The organism is Sphingobium sp. B12D2B (genome assembly GCF_025961775.1).
In the GTDB taxonomy this organism is placed as follows: domain Bacteria; phylum Pseudomonadota; class Alphaproteobacteria; order Sphingomonadales; family Sphingomonadaceae; genus Sphingobium.
The window spans coordinates 1,433,545-1,460,095 of the sequence record NZ_JAOQOH010000001.1 but is presented as its reverse complement, the minus strand read 5'-3'; the positions used below and the strand labels follow the sequence as shown (position 1 = coordinate 1,460,095).

At 64.4% G+C, this 26,551-nt stretch carries 15 protein-coding genes and 1 riboswitch; of the genes, 1 reads left to right on the top strand and 14 read right to left on the bottom strand.

The features are described 5' to 3' along the window. Window positions 1–89: 89 nt before the first annotated feature. The 4 genes from M2335_RS06945 to M2335_RS06930 all read right to left on the bottom strand — a co-directional run bounded on the left by M2335_RS06945 (window position 90) and on the right by M2335_RS06930 (window position 12,300). The gene (locus M2335_RS06945; RefSeq protein WP_264594215.1) at window positions 90–6,146 is read right to left on the bottom strand and encodes an autotransporter domain-containing protein; all 6,057 of its coding nucleotides are present in this window, start codon (window positions 6,144–6,146) and stop codon (window positions 90–92) included. Window positions 6,147–6,337: 191 nt separating this feature from the next. Next, a riboswitch (cyclic di-GMP riboswitch) is annotated at window positions 6,338–6,412 on the bottom strand. 279 nt (window positions 6,413–6,691) lie between these two features. Then, complete coding sequence (locus M2335_RS06940; protein ID WP_264595376.1) at window positions 6,692–7,834, bottom strand: pyridoxal phosphate-dependent aminotransferase; 1,143 nt, start codon at window positions 7,832–7,834, stop codon at window positions 6,692–6,694. 261 nt (window positions 7,835–8,095) lie between these two features. Further along, the gene (locus M2335_RS06935) at window positions 8,096–9,484 is read right to left on the bottom strand and encodes an MFS transporter (RefSeq protein WP_264594214.1); all 1,389 of its coding nucleotides are present in this window, start codon (window positions 9,482–9,484) and stop codon (window positions 8,096–8,098) included. After that, window positions 9,481–12,300: a TonB-dependent receptor plug domain-containing protein gene (locus M2335_RS06930; protein ID WP_264594213.1), complete on the bottom strand. Its 2,820-nt coding sequence runs from the start codon at window positions 12,298–12,300 to the stop codon at window positions 9,481–9,483. The genes M2335_RS06935 and M2335_RS06930 overlap by 4 nt, the downstream gene beginning before the upstream one ends. 217 nt (window positions 12,301–12,517) lie before the next feature. Between M2335_RS06930 and M2335_RS06925 the strand changes: the two genes are divergently transcribed. After that, window positions 12,518–13,078 carry a MarR family winged helix-turn-helix transcriptional regulator gene (locus M2335_RS06925; protein ID WP_264594212.1) on the top strand — a complete coding sequence of 187 codons (561 nt, stop codon included), beginning with the start codon at window positions 12,518–12,520 and terminating at the stop codon, window positions 13,076–13,078. 519 nt (window positions 13,079–13,597) lie between these two features. On the opposite strand, the gene M2335_RS06920 is transcribed toward M2335_RS06925, so the two are convergent. Genes M2335_RS06920 through M2335_RS06875 form a run of 10 tightly spaced genes read right to left on the bottom strand, consistent with a single transcriptional unit; the run spans window position 13,598 to window position 26,547 of the window. Beyond that, entirely contained in the window at window positions 13,598–14,761 is a 1,164-nt protein-coding gene (locus M2335_RS06920; RefSeq protein WP_264594211.1) for a CaiB/BaiF CoA transferase family protein, read from the bottom strand. After that, a complete protein-coding gene (locus M2335_RS06915; protein ID WP_264594210.1) occupies window positions 14,758–15,681 on the bottom strand; it encodes an alpha/beta hydrolase family protein in 924 nt (307 codons plus the stop codon). The genes M2335_RS06920 and M2335_RS06915 overlap by 4 nt, the downstream gene beginning before the upstream one ends. Then, a complete protein-coding gene (gene dctP, locus M2335_RS06910) occupies window positions 15,678–16,715 on the bottom strand; it encodes a TRAP transporter substrate-binding protein DctP (RefSeq protein ID WP_264594209.1) in 1,038 nt (345 codons plus the stop codon). The genes M2335_RS06915 and dctP overlap by 4 nt, the downstream gene beginning before the upstream one ends. Beyond that, complete coding sequence (locus tag M2335_RS06905; RefSeq protein WP_264594208.1) at window positions 16,712–18,013, bottom strand: 2-hydroxyacyl-CoA dehydratase subunit D; 1,302 nt, start codon at window positions 18,011–18,013, stop codon at window positions 16,712–16,714. Before M2335_RS06905 ends, dctP begins: the two co-directional genes overlap by 4 nt. Further along, on the bottom strand, window positions 18,010–20,094 hold the full coding sequence (locus M2335_RS06900) for a CaiB/BaiF CoA-transferase family protein (RefSeq protein ID WP_264594207.1): 2,085 nt from the start codon (window positions 20,092–20,094) through the stop codon (window positions 18,010–18,012). The genes M2335_RS06905 and M2335_RS06900 overlap by 4 nt, the downstream gene beginning before the upstream one ends. Continuing rightward, the gene (locus M2335_RS06895; RefSeq protein ID WP_264594206.1) at window positions 20,091–20,975 is read right to left on the bottom strand and encodes a hypothetical protein; all 885 of its coding nucleotides are present in this window, start codon (window positions 20,973–20,975) and stop codon (window positions 20,091–20,093) included. The genes M2335_RS06900 and M2335_RS06895 overlap by 4 nt, the downstream gene beginning before the upstream one ends. Window positions 20,976–20,977: 2 nt before the next feature. Further along, the gene (locus M2335_RS06890) at window positions 20,978–22,288 is read right to left on the bottom strand and encodes a TRAP transporter large permease (RefSeq protein ID WP_264594205.1); all 1,311 of its coding nucleotides are present in this window, start codon (window positions 22,286–22,288) and stop codon (window positions 20,978–20,980) included. Beyond that, window positions 22,285–22,737 carry a TRAP transporter small permease subunit gene (locus M2335_RS06885; RefSeq protein WP_181560754.1) on the bottom strand — a complete coding sequence of 151 codons (453 nt, stop codon included), beginning with the start codon at window positions 22,735–22,737 and terminating at the stop codon, window positions 22,285–22,287. Before M2335_RS06885 ends, M2335_RS06890 begins: the two co-directional genes overlap by 4 nt. Continuing rightward, entirely contained in the window at window positions 22,734–23,849 is a 1,116-nt protein-coding gene (locus M2335_RS06880; protein WP_264594204.1) for a CapA family protein, read from the bottom strand. The genes M2335_RS06885 and M2335_RS06880 overlap by 4 nt, the downstream gene beginning before the upstream one ends. Before the next feature lie 13 nt (window positions 23,850–23,862). Further along, window positions 23,863–26,547, bottom strand: coding sequence for a TonB-dependent receptor plug domain-containing protein (locus tag M2335_RS06875; RefSeq protein ID WP_264594203.1), 2,685 nt, complete (start codon window positions 26,545–26,547; stop codon window positions 23,863–23,865). Window positions 26,548–26,551 lie beyond the last annotated feature (4 nt).

Here is a 26,551-nt window from a genome sequence, read left to right as displayed (position 1 = left end):
AGAGGTGCAACTTAGGCCGCACCTCTCAATTCATCTCGATTCAAAGGACGCAACTGCTCGCGCCCTTCGTTTTAACGGTCGGAATGGCCTCAGAAGCTGTAGCTAAAGCCGATCTTGACGCCGTGGTCCTTCCACTGGTCGCCGATGTTGCCCACGTAGGTGGCGCCGATGGAGCCGCCGGGCATGATGTTGGCCTGCACGCCGCCCTCGAGCCGCAGGGTATCGCGCGTCGTGGGCAGGCCCGCGACCGAGAAGGCCTCGCCGGTCGAGAGGATGTTGCGGCTGGTCGCCTCGACATCGCCGAAGCTGCGCAGCCACGCGGCCGAGACGCGCGGGCTGAGCACCGTGGTGGCGCTGACCGGCACTGCCCCGCCCAGACGCAGACCCAGGGTGGTGTAGGTCACATCGCGGGTGCTGTCCGTGACGCCCAGCGCGGTCAGGGCGCTGCCCGTCTCGGTGAAGGCATCGCTCTTGAGATGGACATGGGTCACGCCCGCAAAGGGCTCGGCGGTCACCGCGCCCAGCGGGAGAGCATAGCTCACCTCACCGAAGGCAGAAGCGCTCTTGGCATCATAATTGCCCGCCAGCGCATCGTTGACGCCCAGGAACGCCACCTTGCGCGTCCCGTTCACGTCGAGCCAGCTATAGGAGGCGCCGATCCGGGCGCGCAGGGCGCCCCAGCCACCGCCGGCATAGACCAGCGCGCTGTTGCCGTTGACGGTCGCCTCACTGCTGCGCCCGTCGACCCGCACCTTGTTCTGCTCATGCGCGAAGGCCACGCCCAGACGCCAGCCACCCAGGCCCGTATCGATACCGGTGATGAAGCCGAAGGTGCTCTGCGTCGCCTTGATCGCATTGCCATTGCTCTTGAGCGTGCTCCACGCACCAATGCCCTGGCCCCAGACCGCCGTGCTGCCATCACGCAGCGTGCGGGCCGAGGAGCCGGCACCGGCCAGCGTGCGGCTGACGACATCGGCCTGCTCCATGCGGCCGATCACCATGTCGCCGAGACGGCGAGTGCCGTCCACCATCAGCGTGCCCGCGGTCGCCCACAGCTCGCCCGAGAGCGCATCGAACGCGCGGACGGCGCCGGCTTCCTCGAGCTGCCCCGCCACCGCGCGGGACAGGCTGGCATTGTCATCGCTGGCATCCAGCGCGAGCGCCACGGCCAACTGGTTGGGCGTCACCGCCACGCTCTCGAAGCTGCGATTGTTGCGCGTCAGCACCAGCCTGACATTATTGGCGTCATAGCTCAGCTCCGGCGTCAGGAACGGCAGATCGACATCGGTGGCCGCAAACTGGCCGGTCACCCCGCCCGCGGCCGTGATGATCGTGTACTCATTGCTGAAGCGATAATTGCCTGCAGCCGCCAGCACCGAGACCGTGCCGCCCTGGATGGTCGCCGTCCCGCCGACAATCAGCTTGTCGCTCTCGCCCTCGGCATTGACCTCCACCTCATAGGTCGAGCCTGCCTGGAACACGACATTGCCCGCTGCGGTGAGCGTGCCGATCGAGTTGCCCGGCAGCAGCGTGCCGCCATTGCCGACCACGATATTGTTCACCTGCCCGCGACCGCCCAGGGCCGCATCGCTGCCGACCGTGATCGTGCCGCCCATCGAGCCGTTCACCCGCGTCACGATGCCCTCAAGGTTGAGCGCACCGGTGAACGAGCCAAAGCTCTCCCCGGTCAGGTTGATGCTGACGGGCGCGCTGGACGGACCATTGAGAGCAATCGTTCCGCTGCCGCTGAAGCTGCCGCCGAACAGCGTGTTGCTGCTCTGGTTGACGGTCAGCGTGCTCGTGCCCAGGCTCACCGTCCCGCCCGCGCCACTCAGGCCCGCAACGGTCTGGTCGGTGCCGCTCAGGTCAAACTCGCCATCATCCACGACCAGATCGGTCGCGCTGTCGAGCTGCGCCAACAGCCGCACCCGGCCCGCCTGCACCACCGTCGACCCGGTATAACCATAGTCGCCCGAGAGCAGCAGCGTGCCTTCACCCTGCTTGATCAGGCTGCCGTTGCCCGAAAGAGCGCCCGTGTAATCATAGTCTGCGACCTGATTGAAGATCAGCGTGCCGTCGTTGGTCGTGCTGGCGGTCAGCTCGCCATTGTGGATGCCATCGCCAACCTGCAATGTGCCATTGGCGTTGACGGTCACGGCACCATTGAGCTTGCCCGTGATCAGCAGCGTCCCGGCATCAACCTTGGTCTGACCAGCGAACGTGCTGCTATCGCCGGCCAGCACCAACCGGCCCGACCCGGCGTTCACGATCGTGCCGTGCCCAGTGATGCTGCCGCCATAGCTGGAGACATCGCTGCGGTTGAACACCAGCGTGCCGTTGGCGTGGACGTCGCCAACCAGCGTACCGGCCGTTCCGCCGTTACCGATCTGCAGGGTGCCATCCGCCGCGATCGCGGTCGAGTTGGCATTCATCACGTTGGCCAGCACCAGCTTGCCGCTGTTCACGTTCAACGCGCCAGTATAGGCGCTGCCATCGCCGGTCAGCACCGTCTTGCCCGCAAGAACATCGACCACGCCATTGCCCGACAGACTGGCGGCAAGTGCATAATCGATCCCGCTGTGGTTCAGGACCAGCTTGCCAGCCCCGGCACCGAACTGAATGCCCTGCACGGCGTTGATCACACCAGCCGCCTGGGCCGCACTGCCTGCCGCCGCGCCGATGCTCAGCGTGCCGGTGGAGCCGGCGCGATTGCCGATCTTGATCACCTGGGCGCTGAGTTCTGCGCCATCGGCCAGTGTCAGGACACCGGCCCCCTCGGCACCGATATAGAGGCCTTCCTCCGTCCGGATCGCCGAAGACGCGCCGCTCACCGTCACGCTGCCGCTCGAGGCGACATCATTGCCGATGTAGACGCGCACCGCCTCCACCTTGCCGCCGTCCGAGACCTCCAGCGTGCCGCTGCCAAACAGGCCGACATTGATGTAACCCGCCCAGTTCGTCAGGCCATCATTATAGGCGCTCCAAGTCGAGCCAGCGCCGGTCACGATCATGCTCGCCTGCGATCCCGTGAGATTGCCGAGCGTGCCCTGCACCGCGCGCAATGTGCCGCCATTGGAGATCGAAATCGTCGACTGTGCGCCCGCCTCGTTGCCGGCAATGAATAGCCCGCTCATGTCCCAGACCGAGTTGGCACCGCTGATGTTCACAGCGCCTCTCGAGCCGCTGACCGTGCCCACATAGCCATCCGTGCTGGTGACCCGGCCGCCCTGCGCGACGTTGAGCGTTCCTTCGCCGACATTGCCGACGTAGAGAATACCGTCATTGGTCCAGGTGCTGCCCGCGCCATTCACCGTTGCCGTGCCTTTGCCGGTAGCCTCCCAGCCAAGGATGGCGCCCTGCGAACTCGCCGAGGCGCCATTGCTGACCGTCAGCATGCCCTCGCCAGAGATGCCGACACCGATGCGACCGCTGCCGATTTCGAGCGTGGAGCCTGCTCCATCGACGCTGACGCTGCCGACAGCGGACTGAGCCCCACCGATTCGCAGGGATTCGCCGGTGGCGCGGCCGCCCGCCTCGATGGTCAGCGTACCGCTGCTGCCCTCCTGGCTCGCCACATCGATCAGCGCCGCTGCCGACAGCAGGGCGCCGTTGGAAACCGTGGCGGTGCCCGTGCCGCTGTAGCCGACCCGCATGTTCCCGGCGTAGCCGTTACGGGCGAGAACACTGTAGGTCGTGCCTTCGCCGGTAAGGGTCAGCGTTCCGCTCGAGCCAGTGTCCACGCCAAGTGCGCTGGTGTAGGACGTGACTTCTGCGCCGCCAGACACCGTCACATTGCCCTGCCCGATGGTGTCGTTGCCGGTGCCGCCGATGTACAGGCTGAGGCCGTTGCGCCAGACCGTGTTGGCACCGTCGACGGTCATCGTCGCCGTGCCTGAGCCGCTTCCACCGATATAGCTGCCGTCAGCCTCCAGCAAACCACCGTCGGTCACCGAGATGCTGCCCTCATCCGCACTGAACCAGCCATCGGCCGAAACCCAGTCGGCCGGCAGTTCGGAATGCAGCGTACCGACACGGAGCGCCGACCCTTCACCGCTGACGCTGATCGAGCCGCCCGCGCCCATGTAGATGCTGCCATTCACCGTCTCGACCGAGCCGCCATTCATGATGGTCAGCGAACCGGAGGAGTTGGGGTCACGGCTGATCTGTATGGAGCTGGAACTGCTCCAGCTCCCCTCGCCAGAGACAGTGACGGCCCCGGTCGTTCCTCCCATGCCGATCAAGCCCTCGGTGGAATTGAGCGTACCGCCGCTCACGATGTTGAGCGAAGCAATTTCGGCGCCGCCCACGGAGACCGAAGTCGTGACGAGGCTGCCAGTCAGGTTAAATGAACCGCCGGTAACATCCAGCGCGCCATTGAAGGGCGAGCCGTTACCGGTGAACGCGAGCACGCCTTCGCCCGCCTTGACGAACGTCCCTCCGCCGATCAACTCGCCAGCGAACACGGTGTCGCTGCTCTGATCGAGCACGAGCACGCCCCCGTCGGTGCCGACGAGGCCTGCTTGCGCGACAGTGAGCGAGCCCAAGGTCACCTCATTCTGCGAACCACCCACGCCCAGCACGCCACCTTCGACGACATAGTCCTGGCCAACGCCGAATGCGCCATTGCTGCCTGCGTTCAGCGTCCCTTCCTTGACTGTCCAGCCGGTCGTTCCTGTCCCCGTGAGCGTCCAGGTGCCGTCCCCTACCTTCACGAATTCATCGAAATCATTATACTGCACGCCAATCAGGCCGGCATCGAATGACGAGTCGACGATGCCGCCCAGGGCCAGGGTGTTGGTGCCGCTCGCGATATCCGCATCCGCGACGAGACCGGTGATGCTGGAGCCGGCACGCAGTTCCAGTGTCACGTCGCCGGCGCCCATCAGAATGGCGTGGCCGGAGGAAGGCGAGACCTCGATGGTGCCCGAGTTGATGATGGTGGTCGCCGCGCTGTTGGTGACAATGCCGGTTTCACCCAGGATCGACCCGGAATTGATGATCTGGACCGTACCGCTGAGCGTGTCTGCATCGACAGCCGCGATCCCGCTCAGCGATTGCAGCGTGCCGGTGTTGCTGATGACCACATCGCCAAGCGGCGTGCGCGCCTGAACCGCGCTTCCGGTTCTGCCGGTGACAGTGCCGCTGTTGGTGATGGTGATCTTGCCTGAGCCTGCTTCATCCGGATCGAAACCGGCGATGGCGAGAATGCCGGACTCGCCTTCCGCGATCCCCGCATTGGTGATGGTGATGTCACCCACCTGCGAAGCGCCCTGAATCGCTGGTCCGGCGTCCGATGTCGCGGTGCCCTGCGCCTGATTGTCGATCACCACTTGGCCATTCGGCGTCCAGCCGACCAGCGCCTGATTGTTCACCGACGAGACCGACGCATTGTTCGTGATCTTTGCGAGACCGTTGTAATTGACGACACGGATGCCGGCTGCCTGTGCCTCCACCTGGCCAGTGTTCGTCACGGTCACCTCGACCGGCTCGGCATCGTTGAAACCGCCGTCGGCGTAAATTCCCCGCTGGGTGAAGTCTGCGGCCCCGTTGGTTTGCTGGACCGTGATGGCCCCGCTATTGGTGATGTTCACCGATCCTGCGTTGGTGGTGGCAGAGATGCCATTGGTTTCCACGCCTGAGACCGTCAGCGCGGCGCCATTCTCGATCGCGATGTCGCCCGCGATCTGGTTGCGAACCCAAATGCCACCGCTGCCCCCCACGCTGTTGACCGTGACGTCCGGGCCCACGGTGACCGAAATGTCGTTCCGACCCTGGATATTGGAACTGACGTTTACGCCGCCATTATCAGTGGTGCTGATCGTGGAATTGGTGATGAGGAGGGTCGACGTAATATCGCCAGGGCTTGTGTTATCCCACGTATAATAGCTGACGCCATCGGCCGTAATACTCCACTCGTCCTGTGCGCCGTTCACGGTGAGGCTGGTATCACCTCCTTCAATACGAGCCTTCACCGACGAAGGTTCGCAGAAAAAGAGCGTTACATTACCCTCAGCTTGGCAAATGCCAGGCTCGGCATGCGCGACCGAGGCGCCTGCCAGCAGCCCCGCGATACCGACACTGCTGAACAGACCTGCCTTGAGAGCCTGCCGAACGGCGCTGCGCGTTTTGATTGCCTTACCCTGCATTACGAAATCCCCTCGTGTGGGCCCACCGCCCAGATGATGTGAAGGGCAAACCGCCATGCAGGTGCGGTTCAACGGGATTTGAGACAGGGATCGAAGCGCGACGACAGGGAGCGCAGCCTGAGGTTCAAACGAACCCCATGACCTTCTCACAGCAGGCTACACACGATATCCGAAAATGCTCTGTTTCATCCCCCGGTAGCCCCGCTACCCCATTGGGGCCGGAGGCTTTGCGTCCCGCCGTTACCGACAGTTTGCCCTTGTCGAAGGCAACGAACGCCCATCGGGCGGAGCCGTCATCTTCAGGAGGAATATTAACGTTAGCTGAGCGGCAGCGCAACAAAAAAGCCCGGCCTTGTCGAGATGGCGCGCATGCAGATCGGAGCCATGCAGCTGATTTGTCGTGTGAAAATTATCGCCCTCGGTCTGGAGCGGGGTCATAACCGGCCGTGTTAAGCCGATAACTATAGTTAACTTCAACGCAAGCACGACGTCGATTGCGCTGCATCCGTCGCTCTAAAATATGGTTGCCCCCCGCGACGTGATCGTTACAGCCGTCGCTGGTCGGGCAACCACGCCGAAAGGCGCCGCACTGCCTCTTGCACTTCGGCTTCCGTGATCGCAAAGCTCAGCCGGATGAACCGATGGCCATTGACCGGATCGTGGTCGACCCCCGGTCCCGTGGCGAGCCCGGTCTCAAGGAGCAGCTTCTTGCAGAACGCAGGGCTATCATCCGTCAATTCGCTGACATCCGCATAGATGTAGAAGGCGCCATCCGGCGGCGCGATGCGTCGCAGACCAAGGGCTGGCAAGGCGTCCAGCAGAATCTCCCGGTTACGGGCATAAGTGGCCCGATGCGCTTCCAGCTCTGACGTGCAGTCCAGCGCCGCCAAAGCGGCATGCTGGCTGATCGATGGCGCGGTCAGGAACAGGCTGCCCATATAGGCGCGTGCCCGCTCGACCATGGCGCGCGGCACGTAGAGCCAGCCGAGCCGCCAGCCGGGCATGCAGTAATATTTGGAAAAGCTGCTGACGATCATCGCGTCGGCTGCGAATTCTCCCATCGAGCGGCAAGGCGCGCCATAGCTCAGGCCATGGTAGATTTCGTCCGAGATGATCGCGATGCCGCGCTCTGCGCACAGCCGCGCAATCGCCTCCAGTTCGGCAGGCGCGATGATCGTTCCGGTGGGGTTGGCCGGGCTGGCGACGATCACGCCCTGCGGCGCTGGATCGAGCGCTGCCAACGCGTATGCGGTCAACTGGAAGCGATCCTGCTCGCCGCATTCGATCTCGACCGGCGTCATGTTGAGCGCGCGCACGGTGTTGCGGTAGGCCACATAGCCCGGTCGCGCCATGGCAATACGGTCGCCCGCCTTAAACCGGGCGCTCAGCGCAAGGACCAATGCCGGCGAGGCCCCGCAGGTAAGCAGGAATTGATCAGGCTCGGCTGCCATGCGGTACCGCTCCCGATACAGCTGGACGAGCCGCGCCTGCAGCGCAGGACTCTCCCAATAGCCCATCGGATCGATGCCAAGCGCGTCGCGCGCAGCGTCCAATGCGGCCTGCGGTGCCCCCGTCGAGGGCTGACCAAACTCCATATGGAGAACCGAGCGCCCCTCCGCGCCCAGGCGATAGGCCAACTTGCTCAATTCTATGGCCTGAAACGGCTCGACTTCCATCAGATGATCCATCGCTCGGTACAGCGCCGATAGCCGGCGGCGGCGCAGATGCCAACGATGCAACCCCACCCCGGCCGTCGTTCGTCCTCGCGGCGCATCTGCCGTGAAATCAAAAAATTGCGCCAGCGTCGTCGGGCGCTTCGAAGACTGCTTTCGGCAGAAAGAAAACGGCAGGTCGTATTTTCGGCCTGCGCGTGACGCGCATTTTCAGGCAGTCTGTCAAGTGGCAGCTCGCAGAAACCTGCATCACGGAAGTAGGGCCTCCGACCCCCTTCAGCGGCAAGCCTCCCCGAAACCAGACCTCCTTACAGCCTGAGCATAAGGTTTGATCGCCAGATACATGAGCGCCGCGCCGCCGGGGGCCATTACGGCGGCGAAGAACGCCATCGAATAGCGCAGCATGCTCTCGTCCTTCAGCAGGAAATCGGTCACGAGCGCGATGAGCAGCGGCCCGAGGCCATTGCCGATGACACTGATGGTGAAGAGATACACCGCGCTGATCTGAGCCCGCATCTCGCTTGGCGTCACCATCTGGATCGCGGCATTCTGCGCAGGCGCGCTGGCGAGGCCGATGATCGAGGAGATCATGCCGCAGAAGAAGGCGAGCCAGGGGCTGGGCATGAGCGAGGTGGCGATCGCGAAGGGAGCGGACAGTGCTTGCGAATAGAAGCAGACCCGCGCCATCGCATCGGGATTGCCGCGCTTGCCCATATATTCCGCAAACCAGGTGCCCAGCGTCAACGCAATCGGCGTGGAGATGAGGAGCGACAGCGCCAGCAGCGGCCCGATCTGCGCCGGTCCCCAGCCATAGGTGCGCTCATAAAAGGCCGCGCGCCACGTCATGAGGCCCGTCGTCTCGATCGCGCCGATGCCGATGCTGAGGAACAGGGGAAGGAACAATATGCGGTTTGACAAGAGATACGCCCCGACCTCGCGCAGCGGTACGCTGCCCTTGCCGCGGCGATTGCGGCGCACCGGCTCCCGCACGGTGAAGAGAAAGAGCAAGGCGGTTGCCAGCCCTGGCAGAGCGCAGACGAGGAAGACGAGCTGCCACTCGCGCATCTCGCCCAGAACCGGGATGTGGACCGGTCCCATCCCGGCAAAGAACGCCACCAGCAGGCCACCAGCCAACAACGCCGTGGCCTGACCGGCGCTGATGCCGAGCTGATAGACCGCGAAGGCACGCGGCAGCTTTGACCTTGGCACCATGTCCGAGATCATCGACATGGACGAGGGGCCGGCGACGGACTCCGCGCCCCCGACGACGCCGCGCGCGAAAAACAGTCCGCCAAAGCTCCTGGCCATGCCACAGAGCGCAGTGGCCAGGCTCCACACCGTCAGGCCGGCCGTCAGGATCATCTTGCGGCTGCGCTGATCCGCGACGCGAGCCATCGGCAAGCCGACGACCATATAGGCCGACGAAAAGGCGAAGCCGATGATGAGGCTGATCTGGGTGTCGCTCAGCGCCAGGTCGCGCTTGATCGGCTGGACCAGCAGATTGATGATGTTCCGGTCGACATTGGAGAGCATGGTCACGAAGGCGATCAGCCAGATCGTGTACCAAGCGCGGGCCGGCGACGGCCAATCGTCGCCGGCTCCAGACGCGCCGGCCGATGCCGGCTGCGTCTGACCCGTGGCTTGCGTGCCGACCGGCTCGCTCATCGCTTGAGACGCACCCCGACGCGGAACGCGCGCCCGACCTGATCGAATAGCACCTGATTGGTGATACCCACCGCGCTGGGCGCAATCGGCGGATCCTTGTCGAACAGGTTACGGATCGCGATGAAATATTCGAAATCGCTGCGGCCGGCCTTCACGTTCCAGCCCAGCGTGAGGTCCGCATAGAAGCGGGCGGCGACGCGATTGGTGCTGATGCTGTTCGCGAGACCGACACTGTAGCCTGCATCCTCGGGGCCGACGAACTCGACGAGGAACTTGCCCTCGGGAATGTAGCGGCCATGCGCACTCACGCTGAAAGGCCCGGCCTTGAGGGTCGCCATGCCGTCCAGCACATAGTCCGGCACGCCGGGGGTGTTGCTGGCGCGGAAGCCGGTCTGGCCGGCGCGGTCGACCGAACCGGCGCTGTCGATGATCATGAGATCGAACGTCTTGGTCGCCAGCAGCCGCAGGTCGAGCGATGCGGCGGCACCGATGCGGGTGCGATAGCTCGCCTCGATGTCCAAGCCCCGGGTCTTGAAGCCATTCACATTCTGCAGACGGTCGTTGATCAGGGTGACTTCGCCTGCCCCGTTCCGCGTGATCAGCGGGCAGAACTCGGTCGCGTTGTTCACCAGACAGCGCGTCGCGATGGTCGATGAGCCGATCTGCGCGATAGCGTCGTTCACGCGGATATTGTAATAATCGACCGAGAGATTGAAGCCCCGCAGAAACGACAGGTTGCTCAGCACCACGCCGGCCGTGAAGGTATCGGCCTTTTCCGGGCGCAGCGTATTATTCGAGCCCGAGACGATTTCGATCAGGCCCTGCTTGCTCGTCACCGGATCGGTGAAGGACGAGAAGCTGCGCGTGACCGAGCCGAACAGCTCGTTCACATTGGGCGCCCGGATATCGCGCGAGAGCGTGCCACGCAGGCGCAGGAAATCGACCGGCTCATAGACGCCGCCGAGCTTCCAGGTGGTGACCGCGCCGCTCGTGCTGTAGTCGGTGCGGCGCGCGGCGCCGTTCAGCTCCAGGCTCTTGCCCAGCGCACTGTCCTTGAGCAACGGCAGGACCGCCTCAACGAATGCTTCCTTGACCTCGACCTTGCCGTTGGAAGCAGCGAAGTTGGAGACGTAGAAGGCGCCGGTGGGCGAGAGCGGGTCGGTCGAGCCATTCACCTCGTCGCGGCGATATTCGGCGCCGGCCGCCAGCGAGAGCGGGCCGGCCCACAAGTCGATGAGATCGCCCTGCACGTCTAGCGCGGCAACCTGTTGGGTGATCTTCAGGTCGAGCATCGATGTGCCGGTGACATAGGCGAGCGCCTCCTGGCTGAAGCGGCCCGCGCCGATCAGGTTGAGCGGCTGGCAGCCATTGGTCGGGTTGGTGAGCGTCGAGCGGCAGATTGGCGTGCCGCCGGGGCCGGAGGTAACATCGGCCGCGAGCAGCAGGCGCGAGCGGATGAGGTTGTTGGTCGCTTCCTGATGATAGGTGCTGCGGCCATATTGATAGTAGGCGTTCCACGTCCAGCGATCGGTGATGGCGCCGGAGAGGCCACCGATGATGCGGAAGGCAGTGCTCTTGGTCGCGCCGCGGGCATTGCCGAGGTCGAGCCCGGCGCGGCCCATGTTGAACTGGGTGATGCCGTTGGCATCCATGACGTCCGTGACCGACCGGGGGAGATACGGATTGTCGCGGCGGACCGGACCGATCAGCGAGCCTGTGCTGTCGCGCAGCTGCGCACTCACCGAGAACGCGCGGACTTCGCCATAGGATGCTTCCAGCGTGGCCTTGAGCGCGTCGCTGAATTCATATTCGGCATGGCCATAGGTGCTGAAGCGCTCGACCGGCACCTTGAGAAGCAGGCCAGCGAGGAAGGCGTTCTGGCCCTTCCCACTGCCGCCCTGCTGAAACAGCGAACCCGCGAGCCTGCCGACCTCATAGGGCGCTGTCGTCCCATCCGGCAGGAACTGCAGGCCCTTGAGGGGGCCATTGCTGAGGATAAGGCCGCCCGGGGCTATGGTGGCGGTGTGGACGTTGTTGAGAATGCTCAGCGCCGGGGCGCCCGCACCGGCCGCGCCAGCCGGGCGGCCGACGAGCGTCCACTCCTGCGCGCACAGCGAGCGGGCCTGATAGCAGTCCGCCAGGCCATCATTGTCTTCATACTCCCCGCCGAACACGACGTGGCCCCGGCCACCGGCGAAGGATGTGCCGCCGGCCGCCGAGAGGAAGATCGTGCGGTCGTCGCCGCGCTGCGAGATGCCCGACTGGGCCTCGGCGCGAAGGCCATCGAGCTTGTTGTTGAGGATGAAGTTCACGACGCCCGCAACCGCGTCCGAACCATAGGCCGCCGATGCACCGCCGGTCACGACGTCGACGCGATCGATGAGGATGCCGGGAATATAGTTGGTGTCGACCGTCCCGCGCGCTGTCGTCGGCACGAACCGACGGCCATTGACCAGCACCAGGGTGCGCTCGCTGCCAAGGCTGCGCAGTTCCAGCACGCGGGAGCCGACGGCATTGCCGGGCGTCGTCTGTGTGGCGGAAGGGCTGGAGGTGGCCCGAAAGCTGGGCAACTGGCTCAGCACGTCGCCAATATTCGTCGCGGCAGTCGTCTCCAGTCGGTCGCGACCGATCGCGGTGACGGGGGTCGGCGCGGTGAAGCCGCCGCGCGTAATGCGCGAGCCGGTCACGACGATCTCCTGCGAACCGGATGCGGCCTGATCCTCGGCCTGCGGTGCTGGACCGCCTTGATCCTGCGCGTGCGCAGCAGAGGCCACGCCGATCGCAGCCATCGCCAGAATGGCCGCAGAATTTCTCAAAACCCGAACTCGTTGACGAAGCGCCAGCATTGCAATCCTCTCCCCAGTCTCTGCCCATATCGTTCGCTCGACCGCTTCCGTGTGGCACGGCGTAGAGCACGTATGGACATGAATTTACCGCCCTAATGTTTAGGGCGACTAGTAATTCATATCCTATCTTTTAAAGTGAAGGCAATGGGTGTTGAAGCATCAAGACTAACAAGGCAGGAGGGCGATGATGGGAAGGTCGAAAGACGCAAAGGATTTGCCGAAAATCACGCCCTTTTCCGCGAAGGATGCGAAGGCGCGGTTCGTGCCAGGACCGCCGCCCGCCCGTGGTCAGGAATCCGGCTCGGATGCCGATTTGCGGGTGCAGATGTCGTGGTGGCTGGTCGGCACCGGCCGCGCGTGGCGCAATCTGCTGGATGAACATCTACGCTTCGCGGGCCAGACACAGCCCCGCTGGCGCGTGCTCGCCTGGGCGCGACTGCAGCCGGGGATTACCCAGACCGAACTGGCGGAACATATGTCCGTCACCAGCGCCACTTTGGTGGCCATCGTGGACGAGCTCGTCCGTCAGGGGCTGCTTGAGCGGCGCGAGAGCAGCACGGATCGCCGGGTCAAGAACCTGCACCTTACGCCAGCGGCGCATCCGATCATCGAGGCGATCTCGCAGGAGGTCAGCGACATAAGGGACGCACTGCTCAGCGACGTCTCCCGCTCTGAGCTTGAGACCTGTCTCTCCGTCCTCCAGCGGGTTAGCCAGGCGATCGAGAATTATGGGCGGGGCAAGGGATAGAGCTCACATCGCTCCGTCGAAGACGGTCCCGGCATAGCGCCTCTGGCGAACGTCCCAACCTCTCCCCTGAACCGCAACCGCGATGCGATCAACCGCTGCCTGCTACCCATCCGCGAGGTGCGACACGACTTTGCCGTCCGATATCCATCTCGTGCGCCGATCCCCGCAGCGCCAGAACGAGATATGCACGGCTGGAACCAGCGCAGCGAGCCCGATCAGAAATGATGTGTCTAAAGCAATTTAAGCGACACTTTTCTTGCCTTTGGCCCGGCGCATTGCGAACTTCATCCTCACGTGCCGCACGGTCACGCATCTGCACACGCAACCGGACATCTTCTCTATCAATCGCTTCGTCTTCGGTCTGCAATGGCGCTCTTCTTGCGATCGGACAATCGAGCGCGTCGAGACACCGAGCGATATTGTTCTGCAAGTGCTCCATCCGCCAAGCGACCTTTGCGGCGGTGTCGCTCTTGTCGCGGTTGCTGACAGCCTTCGTGACAAGCGTGTGTCCATGGCAGCCTAGTGGCCTGGCTCCGTCCGGTGGAGCCAATCAAGAATCTCGGCCCGATTTTCATCGAGGCGAGGCGGGACTTCGCCGACTTGAAGACCGGGTGTAAGGCGGAAGCCGGCACCGGGGTAGCGCACTGGTCCCGTAAGAGGTCCCTCGGGGATATCGAAGGATACAAGCGCATCCGGACGCGCCAGTTCGGCCGCTTCATCGACCCGGCGCACCATCCCGCAAGGGATGCCAGCTTCGCTCAATCCTGCTTCCCAGGCGGCCGCATCCCTTGTGGCGAACACCCTCTCCAGTTCCGCCTTCATGGCGTCGAAATTGGCCCGCCGTGCTTCTGGCGTGGCGAACAGCGGATCAGTCAGCCAGTCCTCTCGTCCGGTGAACCGGGCAAGCGCGGCAAACTGGTTGGGCTGCACGACGCCGAGCGAAATCTGCCGCCCGTCCCTGGCTGTGAACAACGAAGCGGTGGGCAGGCCGCTATAGCCGGTATTGCCCATGCGGGACATCGCTTGCCCGGTCAGCAGATAGGGCGTCACGGCCGACGTCATGAAGGCCAGGCTGGCATCGAACATCGACACATCGATATAACTGCCGCCGCCACCCTGCAGTCGCCGCACCAGTGCGGACAGGATGGCAAGTGCCGCGGTCTGGCCGGTCAGCGTATCGACAATGGGAAAACCGACGCGCACCGGCGGGTCACCCTCTTCGCCGCTCAGCATCATCATCCCGCTGGTCGCCTGCACGATATTGTCGATGGCCGGCCAGTCGCGTTGAGGACTGTCCTGCCCATAGCCGGACACCGAGCAGAAGATGATATCCGGCCGCAGTTCTCGAACTGCCTCGTAGCCAAGGCCGAGACGTGTGATGACGCCGGGCCGGAAGTTCTCCAGCATCACGTCACACCGCGCCACGATCGCGTGGGCGATGTCGAGGTCGGCGGGATCCTTGAGATCCAGCATGATCGACTTCTTCCCTGCATTGGCCGCAATGAATGCAGGTGAGAGACCTTCAAAGCGCGGATCCGATCCGTAACTGCGGAAATTGTCGCCCTTGGGCGACTCGATCTTGATGACGTCGGCCCCCATCAGCCGCAACAGGTGCGACGCATAAGGCCCGGCCATCACATGGCTGAAATCGGCGATGCGGATGCCCGCAAGCGGTTGGGTCATGGTTTTTCCGGAAATTGTTTGCGAACGATCGTCCATGCGGGGTCTTTGCAAAGGCCGCAGGACGCCCCCGTGAAGAGTTGACCCGCCTTCGCGTCACGCTTGAGTTGCCAATCGAGCCACGCCACCGCGATCCGGCCATAGTCCCCGCCGTTCACCGCGCCGAACGTTCCGCCATGGCCCGTGTTCTTGTTGGCGTAGAAAACGGGCACATGAGCAATGCGGCCCACATCGTCATTCCCGTTGGGATAGGCGATGTCGGTCGGCCCGCCCAAGATGTATGCGACCGGTGTATGCAGCTTGCGCAGATCGTCCTTGGCGATCGAGACGCGGCTAAGGCCATTGCCTGGCCGGTTGTACACACCGCTGTTGAAGATGACGGCCGTGCGAATGCGCGGATCGGCAGCGGCGGCAAGCGCCTGCAGGCCACCGCAACTATGTCCCATCACGGCAACCTGCTTGGTATCGACGTCGCGTTCGTAGGGGCTACCCTTCACCCAGTCGATTGCAGCGAGGAGCTGGTCCACTGAGGTTTCGTCCGCGGTTGTGGGTGGCGGCATGGGCGGCTCGGGTCCCCGCTGGTTTCCAGCAGCCGGTTCCGTCGAGGGCCTCTCCCCTTTCGGAGCCCCATTGGCGATGACGATGTAGCCATGGCTGGCGATCTCGCGCAGGAAGCCACTGGCCGACAGCCCGTCATTGCGGCAGCCACCATTACCCCACAGCACCAACGGCAGGCGTCTTTGTGGCAGCTTCGCCGGGCGATAGATGGTGTAGCCGGGCGCGTCCGCTCGCCCTTCCGCAATCGCGGGCAGATCGCCTGTTCCGCCGGGCGCTCCGATGATGCCAGAAGGTATCTGGGCCGATGCGGACGGGGCCTGCAGGATGGCAGTCAAAGCACAGAGCAGCGGCGCGACGTGCTTCATTGATTTCCTCCACACTGGATTTTGTCGCGACCCTGCACGGAAGCGCGTGCGGTGCGGAACGCCCTGAGACCATCAATGCCGAAGCGGGACAGCTCGCGGGCATTGCCCTCCGAGTCGCGCAGATAGAGCGCATCAAACCGCGCCTGCTCCTGACGCGACACGCCATTGATCGTCACATGCTGGGCGCGCGCTTCTTCCAGTCCCTTTTCAAGCGCAGCATAGATCTCGCGCGCGAGCGCTGCTTCCCAGACCGCTTGCGACTCCTCGAGGATAGCCCGATCCTGCGCACTCAGCCGATTCCAGCGCTCCATCCCCATCGCCCGAGCAGGATAGGCGCCGCGTGGAATAGCGAGGTTGTTATAGTGGCGGGCGACCTCGGCGAAATGTAGCGACTTGAACGTGTCGCCAGGTGCGATGACGCCATCGATCACACCCTTCGCCATGGCCGAATAGACGTCAGCCATCGGCATGTTCACCGGATCGGCGCCGAGGGACTCGAGCACGCTCAGCAGCTCCGTCGGCGCGCGCAGACGCAGGCCGCGCAGATCGGCCAAGGAGTTCACCTGCCTGCTGGTGGTGACGACGCCGGCGAGCGATCCGCCCTGCACCGCCAGCACCTTGAGCCCTTCCAGCTCGTGGCCGATCTCGGGGTTCGCCGCCGCGATGCAACGATAGAGCGCAAGTTGGGATTCAATACTGTCCGCACCGCTGTAGAAACCCGTCTGGATGCGGATGAGATGGGCGCCGCCGCGCGCGTAGATGGGCGTGATGAGCCCCACATCCGCGACACCGTGGCGCAGTTCCTCCATCGACATGTCGGACGAAAGCAGCGCCCCGGACCAGCTCGGCCGGATGCGGATGCGGCCGTGCGAGCGCTGCTCGACAAACGCCATCCACGCCTGATCCGCTTTGCTGAACGGATGATTGGGGCTGTAGGGCGTTGCATAAGTGAGTTCCGTCACATCCTGCGCCACGGGCTGGGCGCAGGACGCCAGCAGCAGTAGTAGCGAAGGCAGGAACACCCGCAGCCTCATGCAAGCCCCCGCTCGGCAAGGAAGTTGGCCACCGTCGCCACCATCCTGTCATGGTCCCAGTTCTTGGCGTCCACCATGTCGGCATCAATGGTCAGCACCGGCACGCCTGCCGCCTCCAGAGACAGCGCGGTCAGCTTTGTACCCGATTGCGAGAGGCGGTTGTCCGGCGGGAGCAACACAACGCAGGCGTCGATGCCGCAGCGCTCCGCCTCGCTGGTCATCCAGCCGTTCATCCACGGCGGCAGGTGCAGCACTTCGTTCATGGAGCAGATACGGCTGGCCAGCGCATCCATCGGCTCGCCCTGCAGCTCACGGATATATTGCGGCCCGGCGAACGGCATATACATCGACCAGACGAAGACCGCGCCGAGCCGTTCCTCCAGGGCCTGATAGAAGCCGGGGTCGTGCCACACACCCGCGCCGATCCACATGAGGCGGACCTTCTCGTTGCTGGCAGAGCCGGTGCCATTTGCGATGCGCTCCATCACCTCATCGCGGAAACGTTTGGCATGGGCGACCGCCCAATCCGATCCGCGATGCCATTGCGGGATCATCGTGTTGGGCATCTGCTCGGCGATCGACACGGGGCAAGGCCGCGCCCGGCCGATGGCCTGCGCCGCCTCCCAGATATAGCCCTCCTGCTCGTTGATCCGTTCCATCAGATAGTGGAGCTTCGCCTCGTCGAACTTTCGCCCGGTGCGGTTCTCCAGCAGGGCGATAAGATCACGCATCTCCGCGACCATCAGCGCGATACGATCGGCATCGTAGACTTGGCGCCAATCGCCCCGGCTGTGCTCGAACCAGCGCGGGTCCTTGTGCTCCCATGCCGGCGCCTCCATCGCAAAAAATTCGCTGCCCAGCGCCTGCGCCCATTGGCCGAAGACATGCTGGATGCAGTCGCAGGTCAGCCGCGCCACCAGCACAGTCGGCGTGGGCAGGCCTCCCCAAGGGGCGGTCTTAGGATCGTTCGCGAGCGTGCAGGCGAGGCCCAGCGAGCAATATTTGCAGCTATTCTCGGGATAGCCATGCCGGGCCATTACCTCAAAATACTGGTTCGAGAGCTGCTTTGCCGAAATATAGGCCGACCACCACTGGTTGGTGATGATCGGAATATCCATCACGTGGAAGATTTCGTGCGGCGTGTCGGCCTGCACGATAGCAAAAGGCTCGCCCTCATCCACGACCCGTCGCCGCAGATCCGCACCGAACTGCTTCTGATAGGCGCTGGCTGCTGCCGTGCAGGCCAGATCCTTGCGGCTGCGCTGCCCTGTTGCCCGCGTCGTGACATCCTGGCTCATTCAAAAACTCCTGCAGCGTCGAGCTCTGCGATGCGGGCCTCCGAGAGGCCGCAGGTGTCGCGGGCGATGGTGTGAGCATGCTCGCCCATGCGCGGCGCGCGGAACGGCTCCAAGCGATCATGCGAAAACTTGATGGGGGTTGCGATGTGGCCGAACGGCCCGAGCAGCGGATGGTCAAGCGTCACCAACGCGCCGCGCCCGGCAAGTTGCGGATCGTGATCGATCATGTCTTCACAATCCTGCACCACACCGCAGGCGATGCCGGCGGCCTGAAGCTCGGCCATAATGGCATGGTCAGCGCGTTGCGCGACCCACGCCGCGACGTCGCCGCCGGCAATGGCGTGGAGTCTGGCAAGCTCTGCTTCGTCCCTCAGGCTGATCGCCACCCATCGATCCTCGCCCTGCGCCTGGAAGACATCCTGAAAGAAGACAGCGGGATCCGCATTGCCCGAGCGCTGCGGGCGCTCGCCGCGCCGCGCCGCCGCCAGATAGTCCCGCATCTGTTGCACGCAGATCTCGTACATCGAGGCATCGATATGACAACCAAGCCCGGTTTCGCGGCGATGCTGCAGCGCCGCCGCCACTGATCCTGCCATGACGAAAGGCACGATGACGTCGCCATAGGGCACCGCGCCGGGGATGACGGGATCGCGGTCCGGATAGCCGGTGAGGAAGGTCCGTCCCGAGAGTGCGCCACCGGTCCCGTCGACACCCCATTCCTGCGCCAGCGGACCGGTCTGGCCGAACACGCTGCCCGACACCATGACGATGCCCGGGTTGCGCGCTGCCAGTGCATCATAATCGAGGCCAAGCTTCTTCATCGTGCCGGGGGAGAAATTCTCGACCACCACATCGGCCCAGTCGATCAGCGGATCGATGAGTTCACGCGCCTCCGGTTTCTTCATGTTCAGCGAGAGGCTGCGTTTGGAGCTGTTGAGATGCGCGAACCAGGGCTTGTCGTCCCAATTGCCTGGGCTGGACGCGGAAACCTGCACGTCGAGACGGGCAAGATCAGGCCGCGTGCGGCTCTCGATCTTCACGATCTCCGCGCCAAGATCGCCGAGCGTCTTGGTCGTGATCGATCCGACCAGAGCCCAGGCGAAATCCAGCACCCGAACGCCCGCCAGCGGCCCCGGCCGCTCGCCGGTGTGGATTGCGGGCGCGGCAATGGCAGCGCCCTTGCGGATCGTCGCGAAGCGCTCCGGCAGGCCCGAAGGCGTATCGAAGAAGTGGCGCGCCGCCAGATGCGGATCGGCCAGCACATCGCCCGGCTCGTTCGCCACGCAGGCATTGATGCCGCGCCTCAGCCCTTCGGTCGCGATCTCATGCTTGGTGCGCGAGAGGAAGAAGGCGGCGATCGCTGCCTCCCACAGCGCCCGCGTGTCGGCCGGCAGCGTAGAGCGATTGTAGCTCAGCCAGTCCGTGCCGTGCAGCGGATTGGGGACACCGACTTCATCCATCCAGTCCGAGAGGGCCTGATTGGCGGGCGCGCCGAGCCGCCCGGTCATCAGCGAGTGGAAGCACCAGCCGTCCGCCAGCCGCCAGATGGCCCGCACGGTCGCTTTGCCATAAGCGAGCGCACCGCCCACACGCGTGAGCTTGCGCCGGTCGAACTGCCAGCACAGCACGCCGTTGAAATTGCGACTAAAGGCCACCTGCTGGATCGAGACATCGACATGTTGCCCCTTTCCGTGCGTGCCGCGCGAATAATGAGCGGCCATTGCCCCGGCCCCAGCCACCATATCCGCGTGGAAGGTGCAGGCATCCCCCGCTTCCTTCACCGGTGCCAGATCCGGCTCGCCGGTCACGCGGAGGGCACCTCCCATGGCAGAGGCCACCAGCTCGCCGCCTTTCCATTGCGACCGTGGACCACCCGAGCCGAAGCTGGTGACTGACACGTGCACGGCAGTTTCCGGGATGGCAATGCCCCCCAACCCCTCCAGCCCAATATCGTCGATGACGAACGATGCGCCCTCCACCGGACCGCCCAGCTCCGCCCCAATCGAAGCCAGGAAGCGGGCCAGTGGCCGATCCGCCATGCCGCCCAGAATGGCGACGCGATGACCGGATAACGGCATCATGCAGAAAGCTCCTTCAGAAATTGCGTAATCTCGCCGGCCGCGCGGTCAGTTCCGCGCCAGTCGCGCCGCGTCATGATGAGGTGGGGAATGCCGGCCTGTGACAAGGCCTCACGCTGCACGGGCAGATGCCAGATGCGCGCCTCATCCTCCTCCGCAAACCAGAGCACGACCGCCGAGGCGCCGAGTGTCCGCGCCCTGTCGACCAGATCCGATGCGCGATCGAAAAAGGCGCGGCCGCTCTGCGAGGCGGCATGGAGCTGGCGCGCGATAGCAGTTATCGGATCGCCGCTCGCCTCCTCAATCGCCACGCCCGGATCTTGCCAGGCGTCCGCCAGCGTCGGTCCGCATGCGGACCAGCGGGCCGCCTCGATGACGGCATGGAGACGGCGATCAGGCGGCGGCGTGCCAGCCAGCAGGCAACAAGGCGCAGCCATGCCCGCCATCCCGCTGGCCGATGCGCGACGCCGGTTCGTTTCGGCGATGCCACGCTCCAGTGCGGGGGCATCCAGTCCCAGCCGATCGGCAAGCTGGCGGACAGCGGCCACCATATGCGCCGCGCTGCTCGAGCGGGCGATCCGCGCCACGTCGAAGATCAGCGGCTCGGGGCCCCTGACCTCTCCCTGTCTGCGTAGCTCGCAGATATAGTAATAGAGCCGCTGCGCAGCGTCGTCCGCCCGGGAGAAGATGACGGCGTCGAGACTGTCCAGAGCCCCGTCCGCCCAGTCCTGCACGATAGATCGCGCCCAGAGCGGGAATTTGCTTTCCAGCCAGCGGTCGGCAGTCGGCATGGCGCGATCGACATTCCAGGCCACCGGGCCGGAACAGGCGCCCGTCGCGGCGAGCAAATCTTGCGGCAGATCGGGGCCGACATAAGCGATCATGGTCATTGTCCAAATACGGTGGGCAGCCACAGCACCATGGCCGGGAAGAGAATGATGAGCAGCAGGTGGATCAGATCGCTGGCAAGGAAGGGCATCACGCCCCGGAAGATGCGGCCGAGCGGCACATCCTTCGCCACGCCTTGAATCACGTAGAGGTTCATGCCGAGCGGTGGGTGGACGAAGCCGATCTCCATCGCGCGGGTGATGAAGATGCCGAACCAGATGGGCGACATGCCCACGCTCTCGACGATCGGGAGCAGGATCGGCGTGGTGAGCAGCATCAGCGCAAGGCCATCCAGCACCGATCCGAGCAGCAGCAGCAGAACCGCCACGACGAGGAGCGTGGGGATGGTGCCGAGGCCCATCTGCGTCACGCTGCTGCCCACTGCCTCGGTGAGACCGGTGACGCTGATGAAGACCGAGAAGGTGATCGCCCCGATGATGACGAGGAAGATAAGCCCCGCCGTGCGCAACGTTTCCGAGAAGGCGCGGAACAGCACGTCACGGTTCAGGCGGCCACGCCAGGCCGTGATGACCAGCGCGCCAGCCGTGCCGATGGATGAGGCCTCCGAGGGACTGAACCAGCCCAGCACGATGCCGCCCAGCACCACGGCGACCAGCAGCAGCATGTCTGCGATCTTGAGCATCGCCCGTCCACGCTCGGGCCAGCTCGCGCGAGCGCTGGCTGGGGCGATCGAGGGCTTCCAGCGGCAAAGCAGCCAGATGACCAGGCAGTAAAAGAGCATCTGCGAGATGCCCGGGATCAGCGTCGCAGTGAACAGCTTGCCGATCGATTGCTCGGCGATGATGCCATAAACGATCAACGCACCGGACGGCGGCAGCATCTGGCCCAGCGTGCCGCCCGCCGCGACCGTGCCGGTCGCTAGGGCGTCGGAATAGCCGCGCTGGCGCATTTCCGGCAGGGCGACGAGGCCGATGGTCGCCGCCGTCGCCAGGCTCGATCCGTTGATCGATCCGAAGCCGGCGCACCCGCCCACCGACGCATAAGCGAGGCCGCCGCGCCGGTGACCGATCATCTTGGCCGCGGCATCGAACAGGTCGCCGCTGGCATTGGCGGAAAAGAAGAGATGCGCCATCAGCATGAAGAGCGGCAGCGTGCCCAGTTCGTAGCGGGTCAGCGTCTCGACCACGACGACGCCCGCCTTGATGAGCGCCGCTTCCGGCCCCAGCACGATCATCAAGCCGCCTACGCCGACAAGGCCGAGCGACACGCCTATCGGCAAGCCGGCCATGAGAATGGTCAACAGGATCAGCAGGCCGATAAAACCTGTCTCGGGTGTAGCGAACATCATGAGCGGGGCCGCTCGGCGAGCTGGCGGACCAGCAGGACAATGACGACGACAAGCGAGGCATTGAGGAAGGCGCGCATCCAGCGCCATGGCACGCCGACCAGTTCGCTCACTTCTTGGCTGTTCCAGAGATCGGACGCGAGCCAGCAGGAGCCGGCGAGCAACCCTGCATAGAAGACGATCGAGAGCGCCGTGCAGGTGCGCTCGGCAATGTCGCGCCGAACGCCCGTCAGCCGATCGAGGATCAGATGCACGCGGGCATGGTTCCGGGCGATCGTCGCCGCCACGAGCGCCAGCGCTCCGGCGACCAGAACCGCGACCTGAACCAGCTCGATCGCGCCCTTGAGCGGCAGGCCGGTGTGCCGCCCGATCACGGCGAGCAGGTTCAACAGCGCGGCCGCGATCAGGGCGCCCCCCCCGATCCAGACCATGGCAACCCTGGCAGAATTCATGCGCCAACCTCTTCGACGTGACCATCGGCCGCTATTGTGATGGCAGGCAGCCCCGCCTTTTGCGTGATCCGCTCGACATAGGACCGGATGTCCGCCGCGCGGGCTGGCGAAGCAAGCACGGGCCGCCCCGGCGCCTCGACATCGACGGGGATAATGCCCACGTCCATCGCGCCGCCACCATGGAGACGGATGGTGCCGAGAAAGGCGTTCACCGCTTCAGGATGAAAGGGCGCGAGCGTGTAGGCCGGGTCCGGCTCGAAACCGAAAAGCTTGCGCCGCCGATCCGCCCATTCCGCGCGTGCCGGATTATCCTGCGCCGGACTGAGCGCACTGGTGACGACGCAGCCATTGCCAAGTCCATGGAAGATCGGTTTCCCGCGATAAAATTCGATGCCGCGCACGATATGCGCATGATGACCAATCACGACGTCCGCCCCCGCATCGATCGCGGCATGAGCAACCGCGCGTTCGTAAGGCGCGAGTTGCGCGGGTGTGTGGACGATACCCTTGTGGAGCGCCACGAGCACGATGTCCGCTTGCTGGCGCGCGACCGCGATATCCTCCCGCAAGGTCGCGACGGCCTCTTCGGTTAGCGCGGTGAGCGCAGCCGCCGGCGCAATCGGCGCGCCGTCTGCCGTATCGACCCGCAGAAAGGCGCAGCCGGCAGTATCCTCACCGGCCCAACTGTTTTCCGGGCCAACACAATTATAGCTCAGCAGCGCGATCCGATGGCCACCGCGCGTCACGATCGCTGGCGCGCGAGCGGCTGCAAGCGTCAGCGCAGCGCCGGTGTGATGCACGCCGTGCGCATCGAGACCGGCCAGTGTGTCGGCAATGCCCTGCGGGCCGCAATCGGCGATGTGATTGCCGGCAAGACTGAGCATCCCGAACCCTGCCTGCGCGATGGCGGCAAGATTTTCGGGCGGCGCACCGGGCGCCGGCACATCTCCCTTCAGTTCGACGACACTCGCCGTGTGGGGCACTTCCAGATGCCCCACTGCGAGGTCGGCAGCGCGCAGGGCGGGGGCGATCCCAGCCAGCCAATAGGCGCCATCCGGCTCATCCAGAACCAGATCGCCTGCCAGCACAATCGAGATCGCCTCCTTCCCCACGCACTCCGCTCCCTTAGAAGGACTTGCGCACGCTGACGGCGAAGAGCCTCCCAATGGGATCGCTCGCCGTCGCGTCGTAGCCACCGCCGCCGTTGCCGTTGGGCGCCAGATTGACATAGGGGGGCGCAATATCGAAGACGTTGCGCACTTCCATCGCGAGCGTGAGCCCCTTCTCGAAGAAGCCGGTAGCCTGCGGATCCCCGATCCGCCACGTCAGCGTCAAATCGACAGGGGTGTAGCTCTTCACGGACTGCACCGGGTTGGAAAGGTTGTTGGTGTATCCACCAACATGCGTGGCCAGAACACGCGCGCTCAGCGGCCCGTGATCCCAGGTGATGCTGGCCCGCGCCTTGAACTTGAGCGGATTGAAGATGACGTTGCGCCGGTCGACCAGCGGCGCGGCGGGCGTCACGGCGATGTTATATTTGGTGAGGTAGGTACCCGACACGTTGAAGAGCAGATGGTCGTCCGCACCGATGTCGGCTTTCCAGGTTCCGCTAAAGTCGATCCCGCGCGTGATCGACACGCCCAGATTCTGGCTGCGTCCGTCCACGAACAGTGTCACATTGGCCGGATCGCCGCCGGGGAAGGAACCTCCGGCCAGCGCGACGCCCTGGCTCAGCAACTGCTGCACCCGCGCCGCCGCCGCCGATCCGCGCAGGATGATGCCCGTGCCGGCATACTGCGCCTCGTTGCCCAGGATGGTGAGGTTGGAGAGGTTGGCCAGCACCTGATTCTGATATTTGACATCCCAATAGGTGACGCCGAAACTCAGATTGGATGTCGGCTCGAAGTCCAAGCCGACCGACCAGGTGGTCGCCGTCTCCGGCTTCAGGTCCAGATTGGGACCGGAAAGCGCATAGCCCTGCAGCGGCGCACCGCCCGCCGGGTTCTGGTAGCTCTGGCCGAATATGTTGTTCGAGTTGCCGTAAATCTCCGGGATAGTCGGCGCACGGAACGACGTGCCGTAGCTGCCGCGCAGCTTGACGCCGCGCACCGGCTGCCAGTTCAGGCCGAACTTGGGGTTGGTGGTGCTGCCCACGTCATTATACTTGTCGTGGCGCACGGCGGCGTTGAGTTCCAGCCGCTCGAAACCGGGAGCCGCGTTGTTCGCCCCGAAGATCGGGATGTAGAGTTCGCCATAGAAGGAGTCCACCTCGCGGCCGAAATGGCGGTAGGTAATCGGCGTCGTCGGCCCGCCGCGCGCGGAGCCGAGCGCGACGTTGAAATCCTGCCGCTCATAACCCGCCGCCAGCTTCACGTCGCCGCCGGGCAGCGCGAAGAGCGAGCCGTTGAGGCGACCTTCATAGGTCTTCAGGTGGCCATTGGTTGGAGCCAGGAAGATCTGGTCGGAAATCCCGGCCAGCACTGCGGCGCTTGTGCGACCACGGCTGTACGGGTCAAACGCCGTCGCGGGGTTGCTACTGGCGAGCGCAGCGTTCAGCGCGGCGTTATTGATGCCGTGATAAGAGCCTGAGAAATCATTGGTCTTGCCATAGCCGAACAGCACTTCGGCTTCCCAGTCATGGGGCAGCTTGGCACGAAGGCCGGGCGTGATTTGCCAGCTTTCCGCAGAACCGAACGAGTCATTGATCGGCACGCTGCTGCCGAAGTTATAGTCGAGTGTATAGCTGGTCCCGCTAAAGCCAGCGGGCCGCACGAAGAAGGCGTTCGTCTGCGGCACCGTCAGGCGCGCGTTGGAATAGGCGGAATTCCGGTAAAAATTACGCTTTGAATAGAAGCCGTCATAGAAGACGCTCAGCCAGTCGGTCAGGTCGAAGCGACCCGTGCTATTGAATGAGTCGTAGCGCTGCTCCGGAATGAGATCCTGATTGTCCAGCTCGTCGCACCTGTTGAGCGTGCCTGCCGCCAGCGATCCTGCCGTCGCTTGGGTCACGCCCCCCGCCGGGATGGCGTAGGTCGTACCGTTCGCATTGATGTTACCCGGGGCGCACCGCACGATCCGGTAATCCCCGCCGCCGAAGCCAGTCTGGTTACTGGTAAAGAAGCCGCGATCATCGCCACTCAGGTTCGAGCGCTCGACATGCTCGTAGGCGACCATGATCTGCCCGCGTTCAAACACCTTGCCGAGGGCGGCGCCCAGCGTCGTCTCATGGAAGTCGCCCCGCGACGATATGCCCGAGCGCGCGAACACCTCGCCGCCGTCGAGTGACCGACGGGGAATAAGATTCACCACGCCCGCGACCGCATCCGAACCGTAGATGGCGGATGCGCCGTCGGCGACCACCTCGACCCGCTCGACACCCAGCGACGGCAGGACCGACGGATCAATCGAACGGCTGTTGTTGGTCACGCGGTGCCCGTCGATCATCACCAGCGTCGCATAAGGCCCGATGCCGCGCAGGTTCACCGAGTTGCCATAGGTGATGTTGCCGCTTCCGCCCGACTGGCCACGCGAATTTTCCGAGACGCCGAGGTCGAAGACCTGCGGGATTTCCTTAATCATGCGATCGACGGTGACCGCGCTCGAAGCCTCCATCTCGGCCCGGCCAAGTGTTGTGACCGTCGACCCGACCGGCGCTTCCCCGCGCACGCGGCTGCCGGTGATGACGATGTCCGGCGCTGCCGCCTCTTCGTTCTGCGCCACCGCCATCGCGGGCAGAGCCAGTGCCATCAGGCTGCTGCCCAGCTTCAGTGCCGTTCCTAGAGTGATCCCGCCTTTATAATCCTTGCTCATCCCA

Bases quoted from the DNA above. Each gene is read 5' to 3' on its own strand.
- M2335_RS06945 (WP_264594215.1), bottom strand. From the start codon at position 6,146: ATGCAGGGTAAGGCAATCAAAACGCGCAGCGCCGTTCGGCAGGCTCTC.
- M2335_RS06940 (WP_264595376.1), bottom strand. From the start codon at position 7,834: ATGGATCATCTGATGGAAGTCGAGCCGTTTCAGGCCATAGAATTGAGC.
- M2335_RS06935 (WP_264594214.1), bottom strand. From the start codon at position 9,484: ATGAGCGAGCCGGTCGGCACGCAAGCCACGGGTCAGACGCAGCCGGCA.
- M2335_RS06925 (WP_264594212.1), top strand. From the start codon at position 12,518: ATGGGAAGGTCGAAAGACGCAAAGGATTTGCCGAAAATCACGCCCTTT.
- M2335_RS06920 (WP_264594211.1), bottom strand. From the start codon at position 14,761: ATGACCCAACCGCTTGCGGGCATCCGCATCGCCGATTTCAGCCATGTG.
- M2335_RS06915 (WP_264594210.1), bottom strand. From the start codon at position 15,681: ATGAAGCACGTCGCGCCGCTGCTCTGTGCTTTGACTGCCATCCTGCAG.
- dctP (WP_264594209.1), bottom strand. From the start codon at position 16,715: ATGAGGCTGCGGGTGTTCCTGCCTTCGCTACTACTGCTGCTGGCGTCC.
- M2335_RS06905 (WP_264594208.1), bottom strand. From the start codon at position 18,013: ATGAGCCAGGATGTCACGACGCGGGCAACAGGGCAGCGCAGCCGCAAG.
- M2335_RS06900 (WP_264594207.1), bottom strand. From the start codon at position 20,094: ATGATGCCGTTATCCGGTCATCGCGTCGCCATTCTGGGCGGCATGGCG.
- M2335_RS06895 (WP_264594206.1), bottom strand. From the start codon at position 20,975: ATGATCGCTTATGTCGGCCCCGATCTGCCGCAAGATTTGCTCGCCGCG.
- M2335_RS06890 (WP_264594205.1), bottom strand. From the start codon at position 22,288: ATGATGTTCGCTACACCCGAGACAGGTTTTATCGGCCTGCTGATCCTG.
- M2335_RS06885 (WP_181560754.1), bottom strand. From the start codon at position 22,737: ATGAATTCTGCCAGGGTTGCCATGGTCTGGATCGGGGGGGGCGCCCTG.
- M2335_RS06875 (WP_264594203.1), bottom strand. From the start codon at position 26,547: ATGAGCAAGGATTATAAAGGCGGGATCACTCTAGGAACGGCACTGAAG.